Raw genomic sequence first — 19139 nt, forward strand, 5'->3', positions numbered from 1 at the left:
CCGAGGGCATGCGCGAGCGCGCCGCAAAGGCTGGTATGCGGGTGCCGATCCGGGGTCTAATGCGTCTTTGACCTGATGGTGGCTAACGGCAAGGCTGTGCGCAACGAGCTATTCCTGGCACGCAAGGAGCGGCTACACGAGTTGTTATAAAAGTGATCCAACGTCCTCTTTATGGAGTTCAGGGTAGCACGGGGCCTAGCTCTACGAGCAGTTGCTGCGGTTGCAGTTGGAGGGGATGGTTGGAAAGCAGGCCCAAAGCACCTATATAGAAGGCTCTCAACCGTCCTGGATCAAGGTCAAGCGGCCTGGGGCAACGCCTGCAGGGCGTTTTTCTCGTCACAAGTTGTGACGTTTGCGAGGCAAATTGGGGGTGAAACAATTCCTGCAATCCGGTGTCGGACGCCTGCAACGGATGTGCAAGAACCCTTACATTGCAATGTGTTTTGATTAGCTTCGTGATGCGTTTTCCGCTACAATCCGTTTAAACGAAGTCCACTTGTCCGCTGATGATCTTTGAGTCTAAAGCCGGCAGGAGGCCCGATCCAAGAGCAATCGCGGGTCGGAAAGACTTAGCTTTGCGGGGTGTCCGGTTTCGAAAGCTAAGAGCCGCCACAGCTCTTTGAGCAGTGGTTCCACCAGGAGTGGAATACCCAAGAGAACCCCCGCGTTATTCCTAAACGCCCCCTCCATCGCAGGGGGCGTTTTCCTTTCTACTTCTTCTTTTTCTTAGGCTTGCCAGGCTTGGGTGCGCCTTCGCGCTGCATCCACGTTTCGCGTAGCAGCTTCTCCAGGTTGAAGCCCTTGGGGTCGTAGTGGGTTGGACCGTAGTTGACGAGGTCCTCCGGGTAGGCCGTCTCGACACGCAGCTTGATGAAGCGCCCCTTGTCCGGCGTGCTTTTCCGCAGGTGCAGGATCATGTAGTAGGTGATCTTGATCTGCGTGCCATCGTCCAGCTCCTCCACCATTTCGAAGTGCACGAAGTTGCCGCCCTTGACGGCGTAGACGACCGGATGCTCGGCCAGCATGTTCTCGATCAATGCCGGAAGTTGCTTCGACAGGTCATAACGGCGCTGGCAGAAAAGGCGCGGCACCTTGCCGTCATAGAACAGGTGCGTGGCAGGAACATTGTCCTCGGTCTCGCCCGCACGTAGGCCGCGCGTCCAGCAGTGCATGGTATAGGCGACCTCGACCGGCAGCGACTTCACCTGGAGGGGCTCGGCCATCAGCATCACCGTGGATCGGTGCATCTTCGGCGCAAGGTGCCTCAGGTCGTAGGTGTCCCGTCCAATTGGGATCTCGTTTCGTGTCTCTTCTTCTTGCATTCTGTGTTTCAGCAGACCGGATAGCGCTGCCCGTGCGGGCAGGAGGTGAATGTAGCACCCCATGTCACTACCTAACGAATTTTCATCAGGCACTATCCGCTACTAAGCGATGCGTCTGCAGGCGCGCCGTGGAGGCCAAGGCGTGCCTGGACGGGATCCTTTGGATGAGCGCGGCACCTTGCTCTCCACAAACTGGCGGCAACTCTGATTTTCAAAGGCCTGGCTCAGGCAGAAGGTGTGCCACTAGCGCCGGGCCGACTAACGTGGCGAGGCTCGGCCGCTGGCTGTATAAGGAAAGTCGTGCCGGGTGTGGAAAGAGAAAGGATGGGGAGTTGGGTTCAGCGACCGACGGCTCATTCGGGTGTTCTGCCGACTGCCACAATAGTAAGCTTGGAGCTCAGAGCAGGAGAACAAAATGCTCACCTTGGAGATTCGGGACGCAATGGAGCAACTATCGGACCTTGTTGGCATAGTTGTTCAGGACCAGTGTGAGGTAGTGCTGACACTCGATGGCAAGCCCATGGCGAAGTTGGTGCCATACGACAAGCCTGATGTTTCGCGGCGTATCGGTGGCGGTCGGGCGTGTTTCACCCAGGCCCAGTTGGATTGGATCGACAACATGACCTTGGAAGAATTCAACGCAAGCGATGCCGAGATAGCGCGATTGTTTTACGGGGAGGACGAAAAGGGGAGTGGTCCCTGATTCGTTGTGCATAGTGCGCTCAGGCAGCCAGCCCTACCGTTCGTGGTAGGGGGTAAAGCTGAATATGCTCGGCACAGTTTCAATGAGCGCATGGCATGCTTGTTTCGGCGTGGCGAGGTGAGGCGTCAGCCGGCGCGTGACACTTCCAATCCAAGCTTGTTGGGGCATGCGAAGTCCCTCAGCAACGTCGCTCCGAAGAGATGCGGCGTCGCGACGCCGCATGCTTCCCTCAAGCCTTATATGTGTTGGGACGCTCCAGCGTCCGCTCCCGGCGGGCTCCCTCCGAATTTCAGACCATTGAGGGCGGGCCGGAATGAAGGCGCGAAGCGCCTCGCTCCGCTACGCGGAGCGAAATACTTTTCACTAGGGCCACTACAACACTAACCACTAAAATACTAGGCGCGACAAAGGTCCTACCAATTCCGCATAAGTCCATGATGAAGAAGGAAATTTCTCTCGGGAGACCAGGTTGCACATCCGGCGCGATCAGCGGCCTGACAGGCGTCGGGGTGTTGGCTGCAATCCGGATAGGCACTCGCCCAGTATGCTGACCTTGATACCGGGCCGTGCTCGAAGCCGGGTTTTATCCCAGGCGGGCAAGAACACGATTGAGCTTGCGTGAGATGCTGCTGGGTGCCATTGGAGTTGAGCCGGTTGCCAAGCTATACAGCGACGCAAGGGCGGCCGGTGCCTTGTCGCCAATCATCTGATAACAAAGCCACAGCGTTAGCCACTCCTTAACGCTTCCACGATGATGCGGCGCGTTGATGGTCGAATTCTCGAGTTCGACGAGGATCTGAGGCAAGCCCTTCATCCTGATGCGCCCACCAGACCGGTCACCATTGCGCAATCGTCGGAAGCGGTCGGCGAAGTTTGAAGGTTGAATAGTGTCGAGTTGCCATTGCAAGTCCATCGGCAGGCTAAGTAGCTTTGCCTTGTGGTCACTGGTCCAAGCCTCGGTCGCGAATTCTTGTGCTTGGCCGAAATCAAACTCTTTCTCGAGCAACAGGTCCTCATAAATTTCGGTGGCGATGCGCCGTTTGATTCCTTGGCTGTGAAGCCAATGAAGATCAATGATCTGGCGGTCGAGTCCAAGCAACTGCTCGGCAGGCGTCGGTGCCCTATGACTCGGGCGGGGGCTGCCGCGGAAGCGGGGTGCAAACGTGACCTCCCTCCGATTCAACTCAAGACTGAGGGCGCAGAATGATTCGCGATGGTCTTCGTAGGATGAATGGGTCTGGCGGACAGCTCTCGTAATGTCTTGAATGGCCTCAACGAGCCCGGCCGCGGTGAACTTGGCGTAGGTAGCGTTGCACGTCGCAGGAAACGACGGCTTCGTTGCGCTTGGGACGCCTAACGAACGGTGAGGGACCTTGGACGTCAGGGGGCGTTTTTCTGCGCCTGGTGACGGGGTCACATCTTCGTCTTCGTGTCGCCCGTTCCGCTGCGCGACAAGAGGCCTATCCTCGAACTCAGATAGCAAGGCGTCTAAGTCGTCAGGATCGATGGTCACCGGTTTTGCAACATCGCCAGCTCGTCGACTGCGATAAATAGGCTCCCGCTTGCGCTGTCTCGGCAATTTTGAGTTCGCGTGCTTAGCGCATTCGAGTTTCTCCTGGCATTCAGAACACTCGAATGCGCCGGGCTGATCGCCCATCTTGGGATCATCAAAGCACGCTAACCTCAAACCTTGCTCTGCAATTTGATTCATTCGCACTACCCCTCAAAAGCTTCGACGCACGAATGCTAGAGGTCGAAGTTAGGCAATTCAATGGGAGTATGCGGTTCTGTTACAAATGTGCCTACGATACGTGCCGCGGGACAAGGGCCTCCCCGGTATGGTGCGGTGGAGCGACAAATCGTAGGCATTTCAAGAGCGGCATTTCATCGTTGTTTTTTTGCACGTGGATGCGGTGAGCCACAAGATTCGTATGCCCGCCTATGCGCCAGTGTGCTCCAAGCCATTCTGAATGCGCGTATTCAGGTATTCCTCTAGCGCGACAGTCAAAGCATCAGAAACTAAGGCCACGATGAAACGATGCGCATTCATGTGGAAATGCTCGGCACATAGAAAGTCGAGCACGTTCTTTAGCGGCTCGGGAAAGCGAAGCTGGAACTGCTTGATGATCTGTGGATTCCCTCCCAGTTGCAGGCGCGAACTTATGTAGTGGTGGCTGCTATGGGGCCGCCTTGTTGCGTAGCCCACAATCTGAGATGACAGCGGCCCCGTCGAGCGGCGCGTTGACCGAGGCGGTGCTGAGTTATCTTGCGTCCCAATGCCACTTGAATGAGATTTCGGGTAAGCATCGTTAGAATCGTGATCCTGGAAAAATCGGAGTAGGCCCCAATGCAGTTGTTGGAGCGTGGTGTCGCCATCATTCATCGATCTATGTCTTGGGGTCGGCCTCTACATCTCGATGTGAACTCGCAACGGATGAAGGGTGGACCTATCTTTGAGAAAGATCGGAAGCGTATAGGGCGTTGATGCTTTGTGAAATCAAATAGATTGAATCTGATCTGGGGTCATCAGTATCTAAATAAGTCATGGCTTACTTATGAGATATCGCGACCTTTTTAGGCTGCTTCGATGCACTGTAGAGCTCGCGGGTTCTGGTAATGTAAGTCAGTAGTTAATGGATTATTGCCCGTAAATAAGATGGCGAAATATTTGATTCATGCCTTCACGCATTGTCATCCTTGATATATGGGTGAAGATGAAGTGGCGAGTCGCGGCGGCCAATGCTATGCAATCCTAGGATAGGAAATCCTATCCTTGCCAATCCTGCGCCGCACTGCTCTAACGGCGGCGCCCTTCTTCCCGGCGCTGCGAGGCGGGGCTCAAAGGTTGGCGCGCAAAGTTGACGCCAGGTCGGACGCCCCCATGACCAAGGCATCGAAGGTCGACGTGGGATCATCTTTGAACTTCGTGTAGATCTGCCCATTTATGCCGCCGTTGTCGTGCCCAGTGAGGGCTGCTCGTAAGGGTTCTGGAACCCCAGCCTTTGCCAGAGTGGTAATGAAGGTATGCCTCATGCTGTGGAAATAAGTCGCGCTGCCTGGCGCTACCATGTCAACCGTCCGTAGCTCCTTCAGTCTGCGACCTCCCCACTTTGATATCTTGTGGCTCCATTTGATGTCGGCGCGGATAGAGGCGCCTTCTGGCGTCGGTTCGCCATGAGGAGCCCAGTGTGAGCTAAACGGGCGGCCCGTCTCCGATCGCGATGCGGTCTGAAGGAACTCCACAAATCCCAGTTCAACCAGGAGAGGGTGGATCGGGACTACCCGCCAGCTCGAGAGCTTCTTTAGCGATTTCCGAACGATGCCATCGGGGTCCGGACGCTCGTTAAGATCCAGATACCAGATCCCTGTGGGGTGTTGCTTCAGGTCGGTCGGGATGTGCAACTGCGCAAGTTCTTCCAGCCGGCAGCCCGTGAGTGCGCAGCCGACCGTTACCCAGAATTCGTGGGGTGCGCTTCGACGGTTGGCAATTGCGTGCTGGAAGATCGCGGCCATCTCTTTGAGGGCAAAGTCGGCCCGGTCGGACCAGGATGGGGCAATGCGTTTCGGTTTCAGTGAGGCCGCCGTGACCTGGGCTATCGTGCTGTTCCGGGATGCATGCCAGTTGATGAACGTTGCGGCCGCCGTGATCGTGACCTGCTTGCTCTTGATAGCGAGCGCGGAGTCGGCGTTGACATGATCGGCAAACCCGACGAATTTGTCCTGATTCAGAGTTGTCAGGTCGCAGACCGCGCCGAAATGCGAAACAAGCCGATCGAGGACAGTCCGATACCGGGTCTTGGTCGCGGGCTTTACGTTGATCTGAGAGAGATAGGCGTCGATCGCCGACTGCAGGGAGATCGTGACTAGTTTTGCTGATCGTGCGGGAGGTTGCGCGACCGCAGGCTCGTCCCGAGCTGGTGCTGAATGCGTATTTGTTGTCTGGGCACAACCTGGAATGCTAGGCCAGCTGTCCTGAGAGGGAAGTGCTATCTCTGCCAAGAGCCCGATCTCGCTGGGGCCAAGCGACCGGCCGCTTTTGAGAAGCTGGCGAGCTCGCTGGAAGAGCGCATCGCAGATGCCGGCCAGGAACCTGGCGCGTATTGTCGCCAGGCGAGCATCCGCCGTCCCGACGCTTCGGTAGAGTTCTGCCCGTCCAAAGGCGGACACTAGGTCCAGGGGAATGCGTCGCCGGAACATGAACATCGTCCCATGTCGCGACCGCTGCAGGAAATCGCCAGCCACAGTGCCTCCGTGTGTGACACCCCTGTGTGACACCTTCGGCCAGCCCCAAAGCAAAAAGCCGCAATCCCGTGAGAGATTGCGGCTTTTCTAATAGATGGTGGCGAATCAGGGATTCGAACCCCGGACCTGCGGATTATGATTCCGTCGCTCTAACCGACTGAGCTAATTCGCCAACGAAGATCGAAATTATACCTTCGGTTTTCGGCCTGTCAACACCTTTGTGACAATTTTCTGCAAGCTTCGGCGGTCGCCCAAAAAAAAAATGGCAGACCCGAGGGTCTGCCTGGAAGGAGCGGCTGGCCGGTAGGCCAGCCATCCTGAGCGAGGGTTACCGGTTGTATCCCTCCGGTGAATGCCGGGATTGCCGCGTCGTTGTCGTATGTGTCGTGTGGCCGTTCAGTCGTTGGCGTAGATGTCCACGTCCTTGGTCTCGCGGACGAACAGTGCGCCCAGCACGAAGGTCATGGCGGCGATGATGATCGGGTACCAGAGGCCGTAGTAGATATTGCCGTTCTGGGCCACCAGCGCGAACGAGATGGTCGGCAGCAGGCCGCCGAACCAGCCGTTGCCGATGTGATACGGCAGCGACATCGACGAATAGCGGATGCGGGTCGGGAACATTTCGACCAGCATGGCCGCGATCGGGCCGTACACCATCGTGACGTAGATGACCAGGATGACCAGGATCACCAGGACCATGATCGTGTTCATCTGGGCCGGGTCGGCCTTGGTCGGGTAGCCGTGCGCCGTCATCTCGCCGCTGACCGACTTCTTGAAATCGGCGATCTGCTTCTTGCTGGCGTCGTCGAACGTGCCGTTGCCCACGGTGGCGTCGAAGGCCTTGATCTCCTTGTCGCCGATCTTGACCGAAGCCACGGTACCGGCCGGGGCGTTCACCACCTCGTAGCTGGCCGATGCCTGGGCCAGCGTGCGCTTGACGATGTCGCACGAGCTGCGGAAGTCGATCTCGCGGGCGATCGGGCTGCCCTGGAACGAGCAGGTGGCCGGGTCGGCCGTCACCACGATCTGGGCCGACTGCTGGGCACGCTCCAGCGCCGGGTTGGCGTAGTGGGTCATCGCCTTGAACAGCGGGAAGTAGGTCAGCACGGCCAGGGCGCAGCCCAGCATGATGATCCACTTGCGGCCGATCTTGTCCGACAGCGAGCCGAAGAAGATGAAGAACGGCGTGCCGATCACCAGCGCGCCGGCGATCAGCAGGTTGGCCGTCTTGGCATCGACCTTCAGCACCTGGGTCAGGAAGAACAGCGAGTAGAACTGGCCCGTGTACCAGACCACGGCCTGGCCGGCGGTCAGGCCCACCAGTGCCAGGATCACGATCTTCAGGTTGCGCCATTGGCCGAAGGCTTCGGTCAGCGGTGCCTTCGACGTCTTGCCCTCGGCCTTCATCTTCTGGAAGGCTGGCGACTCGCTCATCGACAGGCGGATGTACACGGACATGGCCAGCAGCAGGATCGAAACCAGGAACGGGATGCGCCAGCCCCATACGTCGAAGTTCGGGCCGGTGGCTTCGCGAACCAGCAGGATCACGATGAGCGACAGGAACAGGCCCAGCGTGGCCGTGGTCTGGATCCATGCCGTGTAGGCGCCGCGCTTGCCGTGCGGCGCGTGTTCGGCCACATAGGTGGCCGCGCCGCCGTATTCGCCGCCCAGTGCCAGGCCCTGCAGCATGCGCAATGCGATCAGGATGATCGGGGCGGCCCAGCCGATGGTGGCGTAACCGGGCAGCAGGCCGACGATGAACGTCGACAGGCCCATGATCAGGATGGTCACCAGGAAGGTGTACTTGCGGCCGATCATGTCGCCGAGGCGGCCGAACACCAGTGCCCCGAACGGCCGCACGATGAAGCCTGCGGCAAAGGCCAGCAGCGCGAAGATGAATGCCGACGTCGGGTCCAGGCCGGCGAAGAACTGCTTGGCGATGACCGCCGCCAGCGAACCGTACAGGTAAAAGTCGTACCACTCGAATACCGTGCCGAGGGAAGAGGCCAGAATGACCTTTTTCTCTTCCTTCGTCATCGGCGCATTGTGGGCCGCAGGTACGGTCCCCACGTTTTGCGCGTTTGCCATGTGTTGTCTCCTCCGTTTCCGTTCTTCCGTCGAAAATCTTCAGGTCCCCGCCGTCAGGGCCGTGTACGTGTGCACGTACCGGCCCATTGCGCCAAGGTTGGAACGATTGTGGGAGGCGAAACTTACTGAGTTCTGACAGATCCGGGGCAAACCGGCTGGAATCGGTCGGGGTATACGCTAGGCAAACCGGGCCGATGCGCGGCCCGGCGCGTGCTGCATTGCGAGGCATTCGGGGCGCGGGGCGCCCGCTGGCGGGCCGGGACGCCGTCTTGCGCCGCAGCAAAGGGCGCGGCCCAAGAGGAAACCCTTAGAAGGGGGCGTGGCGCGGTTTTCCGCCGGCGTCGTCAGGTTCGGCGGGGGGCGCCGGATGGGTTTCGATGCCGGCGTCGATGCCGGCGTCCGTGCGGGCCAGTTCGTGCTCGCGGGCATGCATCTCGTCGTCGGCGCGATTCATGCGCCAGGCGTACAGCGCGGCCATCAGCACGTAAAGAATCAGCGATCCCTGCGCGGCCATCCAGAACGAAAAGGGCCAGCCCATGAAATCGAAGCGCAGTTCGCGCGCGAACCAGCTCACGCCGAACGTGATCAGGAACCAGGCCGCCAGCAGCCCCACGATCCATCGCACGTTGTGGTGCCAGGCGCGCCGTTCGAGGGGCGTCATCCGGTCGCGGGGCGTTTTCCTGCTCATGCCGGATTCTCGTCGGGGGCGAGCCGGCGCAGCGTGATGCGCAGGCGCGCGCCGGCCAGCCGCGGGGACGCCTGGTACACGTTGTCGTCGATGGCGACTTCGCCGCCATGCTGCTGCACGATCTCGCGCACGATGGCCAGCCCCAGCCCGCTGCCCTCGGTGTTGGTGCCCAGCACCCGATAGAAGCGTTCCATCACCCGTTCGCGCTCGGCCGGCGCGATGCCCGGCCCGGTGTCTTCCACGTCCAGGTACGCGAACGGCTCGAAGGCGTCGCTGGCCACGCGCACGGTGGCATGGCCGCCGGCCGGCGTGTAGCGGATGGCGTTGTCCACGAGGTTGTTGAGCATTTCGGTCAGCATCAGGCGGTTGCCGGTGATCATGACCGGGTGATCGTCGGCTTCCAGCCCCAGGTCGATATTGCGGGCCCATGCCTGCGGCAGCCAGTCCTTGACCACGTCGCGAGCCAGTGCGGCAAGGTCCAGCGGCGCCATGCCGCCGGCGCCGGCCAGGTTTTCCATGCGCGCCAGCGACAGCAGCTGCGTCACCAGGTGCGCCGTGCGCTCCGAACTGCCGGCGATCTGCGCCAGCGACCGCCGCAGTTCCTCGGGCGACTGCTCGCGCTGCGCCAGTTCGGCCTGCATGCGCAGGCCCGCCAGCGGGGTCTTCATCTGGTGCGCGGCATCGGCAATGAAACGCTTCTGTGTCTGCACGGACTGGTCGAGCTGGGCCAGCAGGTCGTTGAACGACGCCACCAGCGGCGTGATCTCCTGCGGCGCCGCGCGTTCGTCGATCGGGCTCGTATCGCCAGGGTTGCGCGAGCGGATGCGCTGCTGGATGGCCGTCAGCGGCGCCAGCCCGCGCGTGAGCCCGAACCACACCAGCACCACGGCCAGCGGCAGGATCACGAACTGCGGCAGGATCACCCCCTTGATGATCTCGTTGGCCAGCCGGGCACGCTTGTCCAGTGTCTCGGCCACCTGCACCAGCACCGGCTGGTTGCCGCCGACGTTTTTCAGATCGACATAGGTATAAGCCACGCGCACATCGTTACCGGCCACGCGGTCGTCGCGCATCGACACCAGCCCGGCATGGCCCTGTTCCTCTTCGGACGGCAGCGGCAGGTCGTGGTCGCCGGCCACGTACTCGCCGCGCTTGCCCACCACCTGGTAATAGATGTTGTCGGTCTCGTCGGCGCGCAGGATCTCGCGCGCCGACAGCGGCAGCTGCAGCGTCACGCGTCCGTTTACTTCGCGCACCTGCTGCGACAGCACGATGGCGCTGGCCTCCAGCGCCCGGTCGAACGGTCCGTTGGCGATCGACTTGGCCACCAGGTACGTGACCGCGATGCTCATCGGCCAGAGCAGCAGCAGCGGCGCCAGCATCCAGTCCAGGATCTCGCCGAATAGCGATCGCGGGGCGGGATGGGCCGAGGTTTCCTCGAGATGGGGCAGGGCGTCCGCCAGCGCCGAATCCTCGGCGGCGGCGTCGGCCAGCGTGGGGCGCGCGGCCTCGGGCAGCGGGGCGGCGCCTGCGGCGGGATGGCGTCGCCAGGGCAGGCGCAGCAGGCTCATGGGCGGTTTGCGTCAGCCGTGGGTGGCCATGGCCGGCTGGAATTTCTCCAGGCAATAGCCCAGGCCGCGCACGGTGGCAATGCGGATGCCGCCCACCTCGATCTTCTTGCGCAGGCGGTGCACGTAGACTTCGATGGCGTTGTTGCTGACTTCCTCGCCCCATTCGCACAGGTGGTCGACAAGCTGTTCCTTCGACACCAGCCGGCCGCTGCGCGTGAGCAGGATTTCGAGCAGGCCGATCTCGCGCGCCGACAGGTCCAGCATCTGGTCGTTCAGGAAGGCGATGCGGCCGACCTGGTCGAAGGCCAGCGGGCCGTGGCGCATCAGCGTGGCGCCCCCGCCGGCGCCGCGCCGCACCAGCGCACGCACGCGTGCCTCCAGCTCGGACAGCGCGAAGGGCTTGGCCATGTAGTCGTCGGCGCCCAGGTCCAGCCCCTTAACGCGCTCGTCCACGCCGTCGGCCGCGGTCAGGATCATCACGGGCAGCATCGCGCCGCGCGCACGCAGCCGCTTGAGCACCTCCAGCCCGGGCATGCGGGGCAGGCCAAGGTCCAGGATCAGCAGGTCGAAACTCTGCGTGGAAAGGGCCGAGTCGGCTTCCACGCCATTGGCGACGTGATCGACGGCATAGCCGGAATGGCGCAACGACCGTGTCAGGCCGTCTGCCAGCACGTCGTCATCTTCGGCGATCAGAATCCGCATGGTTTGTCTCCACCCTTGTCACCTTTTTTGTGCTGCATCGCCCGCAGCCGGTTTGCGGTGCCGGTGGGGCTTGCCAAGCATACTGTTTTTTTATACAGTACCCGACATTCCGCGCGAGTCGTCCCGGAAGGGACTGCGCAGGGCCGGGACTGGCGAGTCCAGGCGCCAAAAGCCTTCGAAAGCCGCCCGAAATCCATCGGAAAAGGCTTGAAAAGCAGGCGCCACGCCGCATGCGGCCTATTTATACACCAATTGACCACCCATTGACTGAAGGACGACCATGGACGACAAGAAGGCCGGCGCCGGCGTAAGTGCTGAGAAGCAGAAGGCGCTTGCCGCCGCGCTCTCCCAGATCGAAAAGCAGTTCGGCAAGGGCTCGATCATGCGCCTGGGCGATGGCGACGTCGAAAAGGATATCCAGGTGGTGTCCACCGGATCGCTGGGCCTGGACATCGCGCTGGGCGTCGGCGGCCTGCCGCGCGGCCGCGTGGTCGAGATCTATGGTCCGGAATCGTCGGGCAAGACCACGCTGACGCTGCAGGTCGTCGCCGAAATGCAGAAGCTGGGCGGCACCTGCGCGTTCATCGACGCGGAACACGCGCTGGACGTGCAGTACGCGGGCAAGCTCGGCGTGGACGTGGGCAACCTGCTGATCTCCCAGCCCGACACCGGCGAGCAGGCTCTGGAAATCACCGACGCGCTGGTGCGCTCGGGCTCGATCGACCTGATCGTGATCGACTCGGTGGCCGCGCTGGTGCCGAAGGCCGAAATCGAAGGCGAGATGGGCGATTCGCTGCCGGGTCTGCAGGCCCGCCTGATGAGCCAGGCACTGCGCAAGCTGACCGGCACCATCAAGCGTACCAACTGCCTGGTGATCTTCATCAACCAGATCCGCATGAAGATCGGTGTGATGTTTGGGTCGCCTGAAACCACGACCGGCGGTAACGCGCTGAAGTTCTACGCCTCGGTGCGTCTGGACATCCGCCGTATCGGCTCGATCAAGAAGGGCGACGAAGTGGTCGGCAACGAGACCAAGGTCAAGGTCGTCAAGAACAAGGTTTCGCCGCCGTTCCGCGAGGCGTTCTTCGACATCCTCTACGGCCAGGGGATCTCGCGCCAGGGCGAGATCATCGACCTGGGCGTGGACGCCAAGATCGTCGAAAAGTCGGGCGCGTGGTACAGCTACAACGGCGACAAGATCGGCCAGGGCAAGGACAACGCGCGTGAATACCTGCGCGAGAATCCGGACATCGCCGCCGAGATCGAAAACAAGGTGCGTGCGGCGCTGGGCGTGGCCCCGACGAACACCGCGCTGGGCGCGCCGGCCGAGATCGAAGACTGAGGTTGACGCCTGCCGGCAACAACAAGCCGTCGCATGACAGTGCGGCGGCTTTTTTGTTTTTCGTCCCCTCCTTGCCCCCCAAACGCTCTCCTGATTCCTGATGGCCGGAACCCGTCCCCCGCTTTCCCTCAAGGCCCGCGCCGTTGGCTATCTCTCGCGCCGCGAGCACAGTCGCGTCGAACTGGCGCGCAAGCTGGCGCCCCATGCCGAATCGGCCGAAGAAGTGGAGGCCTTGCTCGATGCGCTGGAGCGCGAAAACTGGCTGTCGAATGATCGCTTCGTCGATAGCCTGGTCCACCGGCGCGCCGGCCGGTATGGCGCGGCGCGCGTGATGCAGGAGGCGAAGACCCACCAGCTTGGCAACGACCAACTGCGGGAACTCCAGGACCGGCTGCGCGATACAGAAGTGGAGCGGGCCGCCGAGGTGTGGCGCAAGCGGTTTGGTGTGCCGCCTGATTCACCCGAAGCGCGGGCCAAGCAGATCCGGTTCATGATGGCCCGGGGCTTCTCGCGGAGCGTGATCGGCAAGATCATCCGGGGCGCCGAGGACGGGTACGAGGGCGAGTAGCAGCACGAGTACCAACGGCGAGCAACGGCGGACCCTACGCCGGGTGGCCATCTGCATACCTGCGTACGCATAAGGGGTATTTGCGTGGCCGTCAAGTAAGTTGTCGTACCACTGATGCAACGCAGCGCCGCGCCGTGTCGGCGGCCGGAAACCCAGGTGTGAGGCCGGTTTGCCGCCATTGTCGTTGCAACAATCCGGGCCGGACAGACTGTCGCGCAGGATGTTCCCGGTCAAAGCAGCGCGGCATGTTAAACTCCATGGGTTATCCGGCCCAGACGGCCGTCCGGCATGCGCCGGGCCGTCCGGACCGAAGAGAAGCCGCGAAGTTTGCCGTAGCGAACGCCGCGCAAGTACTGCCTCAGAATTCCGCCACGTTCAGCCTGCCGCTTCAGCCCCGCAGTCATGCCGCTTTCCCCGCCCGTCAACCGTGCCTTGCGTCATCGCCGTGCCATCACGGCCGAAGCGTATTTGCGGGATGACGGCCTCTGGGACATCGAGGCGCGCCTGACCGACACGAAGCCGCGCGATATCGAACTGGCCGGTAACCGCATCCGCCCGGAAGGCCAGCCGTTGCACGACCTCTGGCTGCGCGTGACGATCGACCTGCGCCTGAATATCGTGGACGCCGAGGCGTGTTCTGACTGGGTGCCTTATCCGACGCATTGCGACACGATCGGCCCGGCCTACCGCCAGTTGATCGGCCTGAACCTGACAAAGGGGTTCCGCAAGGCCGTGCGCGACCGGCTGGGCCATGTCGCCGGCTGCACCCATCTCACCGAACTGGCCGGCGTGCTGCCGACCGCCGCCATCCAGGCCTTCGCGGGCGATGTGTTCAAGATTCGCGACGGCGCCGACGACCCCAATCCCGAACCGCCGATGCAGCTCCATGGATGCCACGCGCTCCATTTCGAGGGCGAGGTGGTTCGCCAGTTTTACCCGCGCTGGTATGGTCACCAGCCGAAACCGAAAGCCGGCGCTGCGGCGTCGTCCCCCCAGACCGCGTCACGCGCCGATGCCCCCGCATCAGGTGGCGAAGACACCCTGGCCCACCGGCCCAACGGTACGTCGGGCTGACCGTCATGGTCGGCCCAAGGAAACAGGCGCAAGCCCTTCGTCTCCAACTATTTTTCCAATCCCTTTACGCCTACCCGAAAGGAAACACGCATGAATATCCATGAGTATCAAGGCAAGGAAATCCTGCGCAAATACAATGTGCCGGTTCCGCGCGGCATCCCGGCTTTCTCGGTCGAAGAGGCCCTGAAGGCGGCTGAACAGCTCGGCGGCCCGGTGTGGGTTGTCAAGGCACAGATCCACGCAGGCGGCCGCGGCAAGGGCGGCGGCGTGAAGGTGGCCAAGAGCATCGACGAGGTGAAGACCTACGCCAGCAACATCCTCGGCATGACGCTGGTGACGCACCAGACCGGCCCGGAAGGCAAGAAGGTCAACCGCCTGCTGATCGAAGAAGGCGCCGACATCAAGAAGGAACTGTACGTGTCGCTGGTGGTGGACCGCGTGTCGCAGAAGGTGGCCCTGATGGCATCGAGCGAAGGCGGCATGGACATCGAGGAAGTCGCTGCCCACACCCCGGAAAAGATCCACACGCTGATCGTTGATCCGGCCGAAGGCCTGAAGGACGCTGACGCCGACGACATCGCCCGCAAGATCGGCGTGCCCGACGCCAGCATCGCCCAGGCTCGCCAGGCACTGCAAGGCCTGTACAAGGCGTTCTGGGAAACCGACGCTTCGCTGGCCGAAATCAACCCGCTGATCCTGACCGGCGACGGCAAGGTCATCGCCCTGGACGCCAAGTTCAACTTCGACTCGAACGCACTGTTCCGTCACCCGGAAATCGTCGCGTACCGTGATCTGGACGAAGAAGACGCCAACGAAATCGAAGCCTCGAAGTTCGACCTGGCCTACATCTCGCTGGACGGCAACATCGGCTGCCTGGTGAACGGCGCCGGTCTGGCCATGGCCACGATGGACACCATCAAGCTGTTCGGCGGCGAGCCGGCCAACTTCCTGGACGTTGGCGGCGGCGCCACGACCGAGAAAGTGACCGAAGCCTTCAAGCTGATGCTGAAGAACCCGAACGTGCAGGCCATCCTGGTCAACATCTTCGGCGGCATCATGCGCTGCGACGTGATCGCCGAAGGCGTGATCACCGCGTCGAAGGCCGTGCAGCTGGGCGTGCCGCTGGTCGTCCGCATGAAGGGCACGAACGAAGAGCTGGGCCGCAAGATGCTGGCTGAGTCGGGTCTGCCGATCATTTCGGCCGACACGATGGAAGAAGCCGCCCAGAAGGTCGTGGCCGCTGTCGCTGGCAAGTAAGGACAACTTTCGTTGCCGCCTGGCCGCAGCCGGGCGGGGCGACTAAAAGGACTAGCAAATGAGCATTCTGATCAACAAGGACACCAAGGTCATCACCCAGGGCATCACCGGCAAGACCGGCCAGTTCCACACCCGTGGCTGCCGCGACTATGCCAACGGCAAGAACGCGTTCGTTGCCGGCGTGAACCCGAAGAAGGCCGGCGAAGACTTCGAAGGCATTCCTATCTATGCCAGCGTGAAGGACGCCAAGGCACAGACCGGCGCGACCGTGTCGGTGATCTACGTGCCGCCCGCAGGCGCAGCTGCCGCCATCTGGGAAGCCGTTGACGCCGACCTGGACCTGGTGGTCTGCATTACCGAAGGCATCCCCGTCCGCGACATGATGGAAGTCAAGGACAAGATGCGCAAGCAGAACAAGAAGACGCTGCTGCTGGGACCGAACTGCCCGGGCCTGATCACGCCGGACGAGATCAAGATCGGCATCATGCCGGGTCACATCCACAAGAAGGGCCGCATCGGCGTGGTGTCGCGCTCGGGCACGCTGACGTACGAAGCCGTGGGCCAGCTGACCGCGCTGGGCCTGGGCCAGTCGTCGGCTGTGGGCATTGGTGGCGACCCCATCAACGGCCTGAAGCACATCGACGTGATGAAGATGTTCAACGACGATCCGGATACGGACGCCGTGGTTATGATCGGTGAGATCGGTGGTCCGGACGAAGCCAACGCGGCTTACTGGATCAAGGAAAACATGAAGAAGCCGGTGGTTGGCTTCATCGCTGGCGTGACCGCGCCTCCGGGCAAGCGCATGGGCCACGCCGGCGCGCTGATCTCGGGCGGTGCCGATACGGCCCAGGCCAAGCTGGAAATCATGGAAGCCTGCGGTATCAAGGTCACCAAGAACCCGTCGGAAATGGGCCGTCTGCTGAAGGCAATGCTGTAAGCAGCCAGCCGATGCCGTGCCAGTGCGCTATCCGGCACATTGCACGGCATGCCGTACCTGCGGTGCGCGAGAGTCGACATGACGCCTCGCGCACCGCGATTCATTGCCCCCGTCCTTGTGGCGGGGGCAATGTCGTTCTGGCGTGGCAATGTCCTAGGGTATATCCGGAGACATGAACCACCCCGGTTGAAACCGAATCGAAAGGTTCGTACGATAAATCTTCATGTCTGGTAGTTCAGACATCCGAAAGTCCGCAGTTGGCCGCATCCGGCCGCTCCCGCGGGCACGGAACATAATTTTGGAATTTCGAGGAGTCTAGCCGTGGAATTGTTGTCCAGCAGCACGTTCTGGATTGCGCTGGGGTCGATCATCCTGACCAATATCGTCCTGTCGGGCGATAACGCCGTGGTGATCGCGCTCGCATCGCGCAACCTGCCCCCCGCCCAGCAGAAGAAGGCCATTTTCTGGGGTAGCGCCGCCGCCATCATCATGCGCGTGGTGCTGACCGTGGCAGCCGTCAAGCTGCTGAGCCTGCCGTACCTGAAGATCGTGGGCGCCGTCCTGCTGGTCTACATCGGCGTGCAACTGCTGACTGGCGATGACGACGAAGAAGGTCATGACGCCAAGGACAACATCTGGGCCGCGATCCGCACGATCCTGATCGCCGACCTGGTCATGTCGCTGGACAACGTGGTGGCCGTGGCCGCCGCCGCGCAGAAGGGCCCCGAAGGCAGCCAGCTGATGCTGCTGATCATCGGCCTGGGCCTGTCGATTCCGCTGATTGTCTTCGGCAGCACGCTGCTGCTGAAGGTGATGGAGCGTTTCCCGATCATCATCGTGCTGGGCGCCGCGCTGCTGGGCTACCTGGCTGGCGAAATGCTGGTCAGCGATCCGGTGGATGCCGAATGGTTCCAGGTGCACGTGCCGCATGCGCACCTGGTGTTCGGCGTGATCGGCGCCGTGCTGGTCGTGCTGATCGGCAAGCTGATGCGCCGCAGAAGCGCACAGACCGCCTGACGATTGCATCGGGCAGTACCCAGAAAGTCGTATCGCGAGCCTGAAACGGGCGACCCCATGCGGGTCGCCCGTTTTGTTTTTACAACACCCGAATTGCAGCATCCGCGCCACGGACTCCTGCGGATTTCCAAACAATTCCCACATTTCTGTAGGAATTGTCCGAGGTCATTGGTGCCTCGCCAGCGTTCTTCCGATCATGACCCCGGTCACGCGCCACAGGCCTTCGGGCACGCGGCACGTGGCTGAACTTCCAATCCAACACGTCGGCTCGACGACGAAAACGAAAGGGTCAATATGCAACGCACACTCAACGCCATCCATCGCGGCGCGCGCCGCACCAGCGGCCATGCCGCGCCCGCATTGCAACAAGGTTTCACGCTGATCGAACTGATGATCGTGGCGGCCATCATCGGCATCCTGGCCGGTATCGCGGTTCCGCAGTACCAGGACTACGTGGCGCGCTCGCAGTTCTCCGAAGGGGTCAATCTGGCATCGGGGCAGAAGGCGCCGGTGACCGAGGCGTTTTCCAACACGGGCAGCTGCCCCAACAACACCAGTGGCGCCGCCAGTGGCATTCCCGTTTCAACGTCCATTTCCGGCAGTTACATCGACAGCGTGCAGGTCGGCGGCACCGCGACCGAAGCGGGCGGCTGCACGATTACCGCGAACTTCAAGGATAGTGGTATCGCCAAAGGCCTGACCGGCAAGTACGTGACGCTGACGATGGGCAACGCCGACAAGGGCTCGGTGACGTGGAAGTGCGAATCGTCGGCCGACAAGAAGTACCTGCCGCAAGCGTGCACGCAGCTCGCGAAGTCGACAGCTGGATGAGCGTCTGGCGGGCATGCAGCGCCCGTGGCCGCTAGCGGTGCCAGCCCCGAAGGCGGCTCGGAGCGATCCGAGCCGCCTCTCGGAAAAGGCTGGCCGTGGCAATACGTAACGTGTTTATCGCACCTGTCCGCAATTGCGACATTGCCTGCCGCTTTGCCCTGCATCAATCCGTAGGCGCCGCCACTCCCCCGAAGATTGCCGTGCCGATGGCCCTGGCGGCTGTCGGCGCATCGCCATTCCAACAACTTCTTCAGAAGGGGGTCAACATGCACTACCAACATGGTCGCCAGGCCGGCTTCACGCTCATCGAACTGATGATCGTGGTCGCAATCATCGGCATTCTGGCGGCGATTGCCATTCCGCAGTACCAGGACTACATCGCACGGGCGCAGGTATCCGAAGGGCTGACGCTGGCGTCGGGACAGAAGGCGTCGGTCACGGAAACATTCTCGCAAACCGGGACTTGCCCGAACAATGCAAACGCGATGGCCAATGGCATTCCGGCTGCAGCCGATATCAATGGCAAGTACGTGGAGCGCGTGAATGTTGGCGGCACGGCCAATGACAGCGGCAACTGCACCATCATCTCCACATTCCGGCAGAACGGCGTTTCCAAGGAACTGAAAGGCAAGGCCATGACGCTGATGATGGACAATGCCGACAAAGGTTCCATCAAGTGGGTATGCTCGGCAGACAAGATCGCGCAGCGTTTCCTGCCGCAAGCATGCACGGGGGAAATCAAGAAGTCCTGATCTGGACGCTATCGTCGGCATTGCGGGTCGAACGTTTCCAAT

General features: G+C 61.6%; 17 protein-coding genes and 1 tRNA gene. 9 read left to right on the forward strand and 9 right to left on the reverse strand.

The window, feature by feature from the left end; translation table 11 throughout:
* Positions 1 to 710 precede the first annotated feature (710 nt).
* Positions 711 to 1322, reverse strand: coding sequence for a hypothetical protein (locus tag AC3G88_RS05855; protein ID WP_488893214.1), 612 nt, complete (start codon positions 1320 to 1322; stop codon positions 711 to 713).
* A gap of 415 nt (positions 1323 to 1737) precedes the next feature.
* Here AC3G88_RS05855 and AC3G88_RS05860 point away from each other — a divergent pair, with 415 nt between their 5' ends.
* Positions 1738 to 2025 (forward strand): type II toxin-antitoxin system Phd/YefM family antitoxin, encoded by a 288-nt coding sequence (locus AC3G88_RS05860; protein WP_488893215.1) that lies wholly within the window; start codon positions 1738 to 1740, stop codon positions 2023 to 2025.
* 583 nt (positions 2026 to 2608) lie between these two features.
* Here the strand turns inward: AC3G88_RS05860 and AC3G88_RS05865 are convergent.
* The 8 genes from AC3G88_RS05865 to AC3G88_RS05900 form a co-directional block, all read right to left on the reverse strand.
* The gene (locus AC3G88_RS05865; RefSeq protein ID WP_488893216.1) at positions 2609 to 3736 is read right to left on the reverse strand and encodes a hypothetical protein; all 1128 of its coding nucleotides are present in this window, start codon (positions 3734 to 3736) and stop codon (positions 2609 to 2611) included.
* 228 nt (positions 3737 to 3964) lie between these two features.
* Positions 3965 to 4408, reverse strand: a complete 444-nt coding sequence (locus AC3G88_RS05870) for a hypothetical protein (protein WP_488893217.1) — start codon at positions 4406 to 4408, stop codon at positions 3965 to 3967.
* 455 nt (positions 4409 to 4863) lie between these two features.
* Entirely contained in the window at positions 4864 to 6228 is a 1365-nt protein-coding gene (locus AC3G88_RS05875; RefSeq protein ID WP_488893218.1) for a DUF6538 domain-containing protein, read from the reverse strand.
* A 134-nt stretch (positions 6229 to 6362) separates the two neighbouring features.
* Positions 6363 to 6439, reverse strand: a tRNA-Met gene (locus tag AC3G88_RS05880).
* Positions 6440 to 6663: 224 nt separating this feature from the next.
* A complete protein-coding gene (locus tag AC3G88_RS05885) occupies positions 6664 to 8355 on the reverse strand; it encodes an MFS transporter (RefSeq protein ID WP_488893219.1) in 1692 nt (563 codons plus the stop codon).
* Positions 8356 to 8662: 307 nt separating this feature from the next.
* Complete coding sequence (locus tag AC3G88_RS05890) at positions 8663 to 9043, reverse strand: DUF4212 domain-containing protein (RefSeq protein ID WP_488893220.1); 381 nt, start codon at positions 9041 to 9043, stop codon at positions 8663 to 8665.
* Positions 9040 to 10614, reverse strand: a complete 1575-nt coding sequence (locus tag AC3G88_RS05895) for a sensor histidine kinase (RefSeq protein WP_092595254.1) — start codon at positions 10612 to 10614, stop codon at positions 9040 to 9042. The genes AC3G88_RS05890 and AC3G88_RS05895 overlap by 4 nt, the downstream gene beginning before the upstream one ends.
* Positions 10615 to 10626: 12 nt before the next feature.
* Positions 10627 to 11316: a response regulator gene (locus tag AC3G88_RS05900; protein ID WP_092595252.1), complete on the reverse strand. Its 690-nt coding sequence runs from the start codon at positions 11314 to 11316 to the stop codon at positions 10627 to 10629.
* Positions 11317 to 11596: 280 nt separating this feature from the next.
* Between AC3G88_RS05900 and recA the strand changes: the two genes are divergently transcribed.
* From recA to AC3G88_RS05940, 8 genes are all read left to right on the forward strand, one after another.
* On the forward strand, positions 11597 to 12658 hold the full coding sequence (recA, locus tag AC3G88_RS05905; RefSeq protein WP_488770892.1) for a recombinase RecA: 1062 nt from the start codon (positions 11597 to 11599) through the stop codon (positions 12656 to 12658).
* A gap of 100 nt (positions 12659 to 12758) precedes the next feature.
* Positions 12759 to 13226, forward strand: a complete 468-nt coding sequence (recX, locus tag AC3G88_RS05910; protein WP_488893221.1) for a recombination regulator RecX — start codon at positions 12759 to 12761, stop codon at positions 13224 to 13226.
* A gap of 402 nt (positions 13227 to 13628) precedes the next feature.
* A complete protein-coding gene (locus tag AC3G88_RS05915; RefSeq protein WP_092595246.1) occupies positions 13629 to 14300 on the forward strand; it encodes a DUF2889 domain-containing protein in 672 nt (223 codons plus the stop codon).
* Between the two features lie 90 nt (positions 14301 to 14390).
* Positions 14391 to 15557, forward strand: coding sequence for an ADP-forming succinate--CoA ligase subunit beta (gene sucC, locus AC3G88_RS05920; protein WP_092595244.1), 1167 nt, complete (start codon positions 14391 to 14393; stop codon positions 15555 to 15557).
* Positions 15558 to 15615: 58 nt separating this feature from the next.
* A complete protein-coding gene (gene sucD, locus AC3G88_RS05925; RefSeq protein ID WP_092595242.1) occupies positions 15616 to 16497 on the forward strand; it encodes a succinate--CoA ligase subunit alpha in 882 nt (293 codons plus the stop codon).
* Between the two features lie 321 nt (positions 16498 to 16818).
* Positions 16819 to 17514 (forward strand): TerC family protein, encoded by a 696-nt coding sequence (locus tag AC3G88_RS05930; RefSeq protein ID WP_249640939.1) that lies wholly within the window; start codon positions 16819 to 16821, stop codon positions 17512 to 17514.
* Between the two features lie 294 nt (positions 17515 to 17808).
* A complete protein-coding gene (locus AC3G88_RS05935) occupies positions 17809 to 18345 on the forward strand; it encodes a pilin (RefSeq protein WP_488893222.1) in 537 nt (178 codons plus the stop codon).
* Positions 18346 to 18611: 266 nt separating this feature from the next.
* Positions 18612 to 19097: a pilin gene (locus tag AC3G88_RS05940; RefSeq protein ID WP_488771351.1), complete on the forward strand. Its 486-nt coding sequence runs from the start codon at positions 18612 to 18614 to the stop codon at positions 19095 to 19097.
* Positions 19098 to 19139: the final 42 nt, after the last annotated feature.

This window comes from Cupriavidus sp. 86D6, from assembly GCF_057815095.1.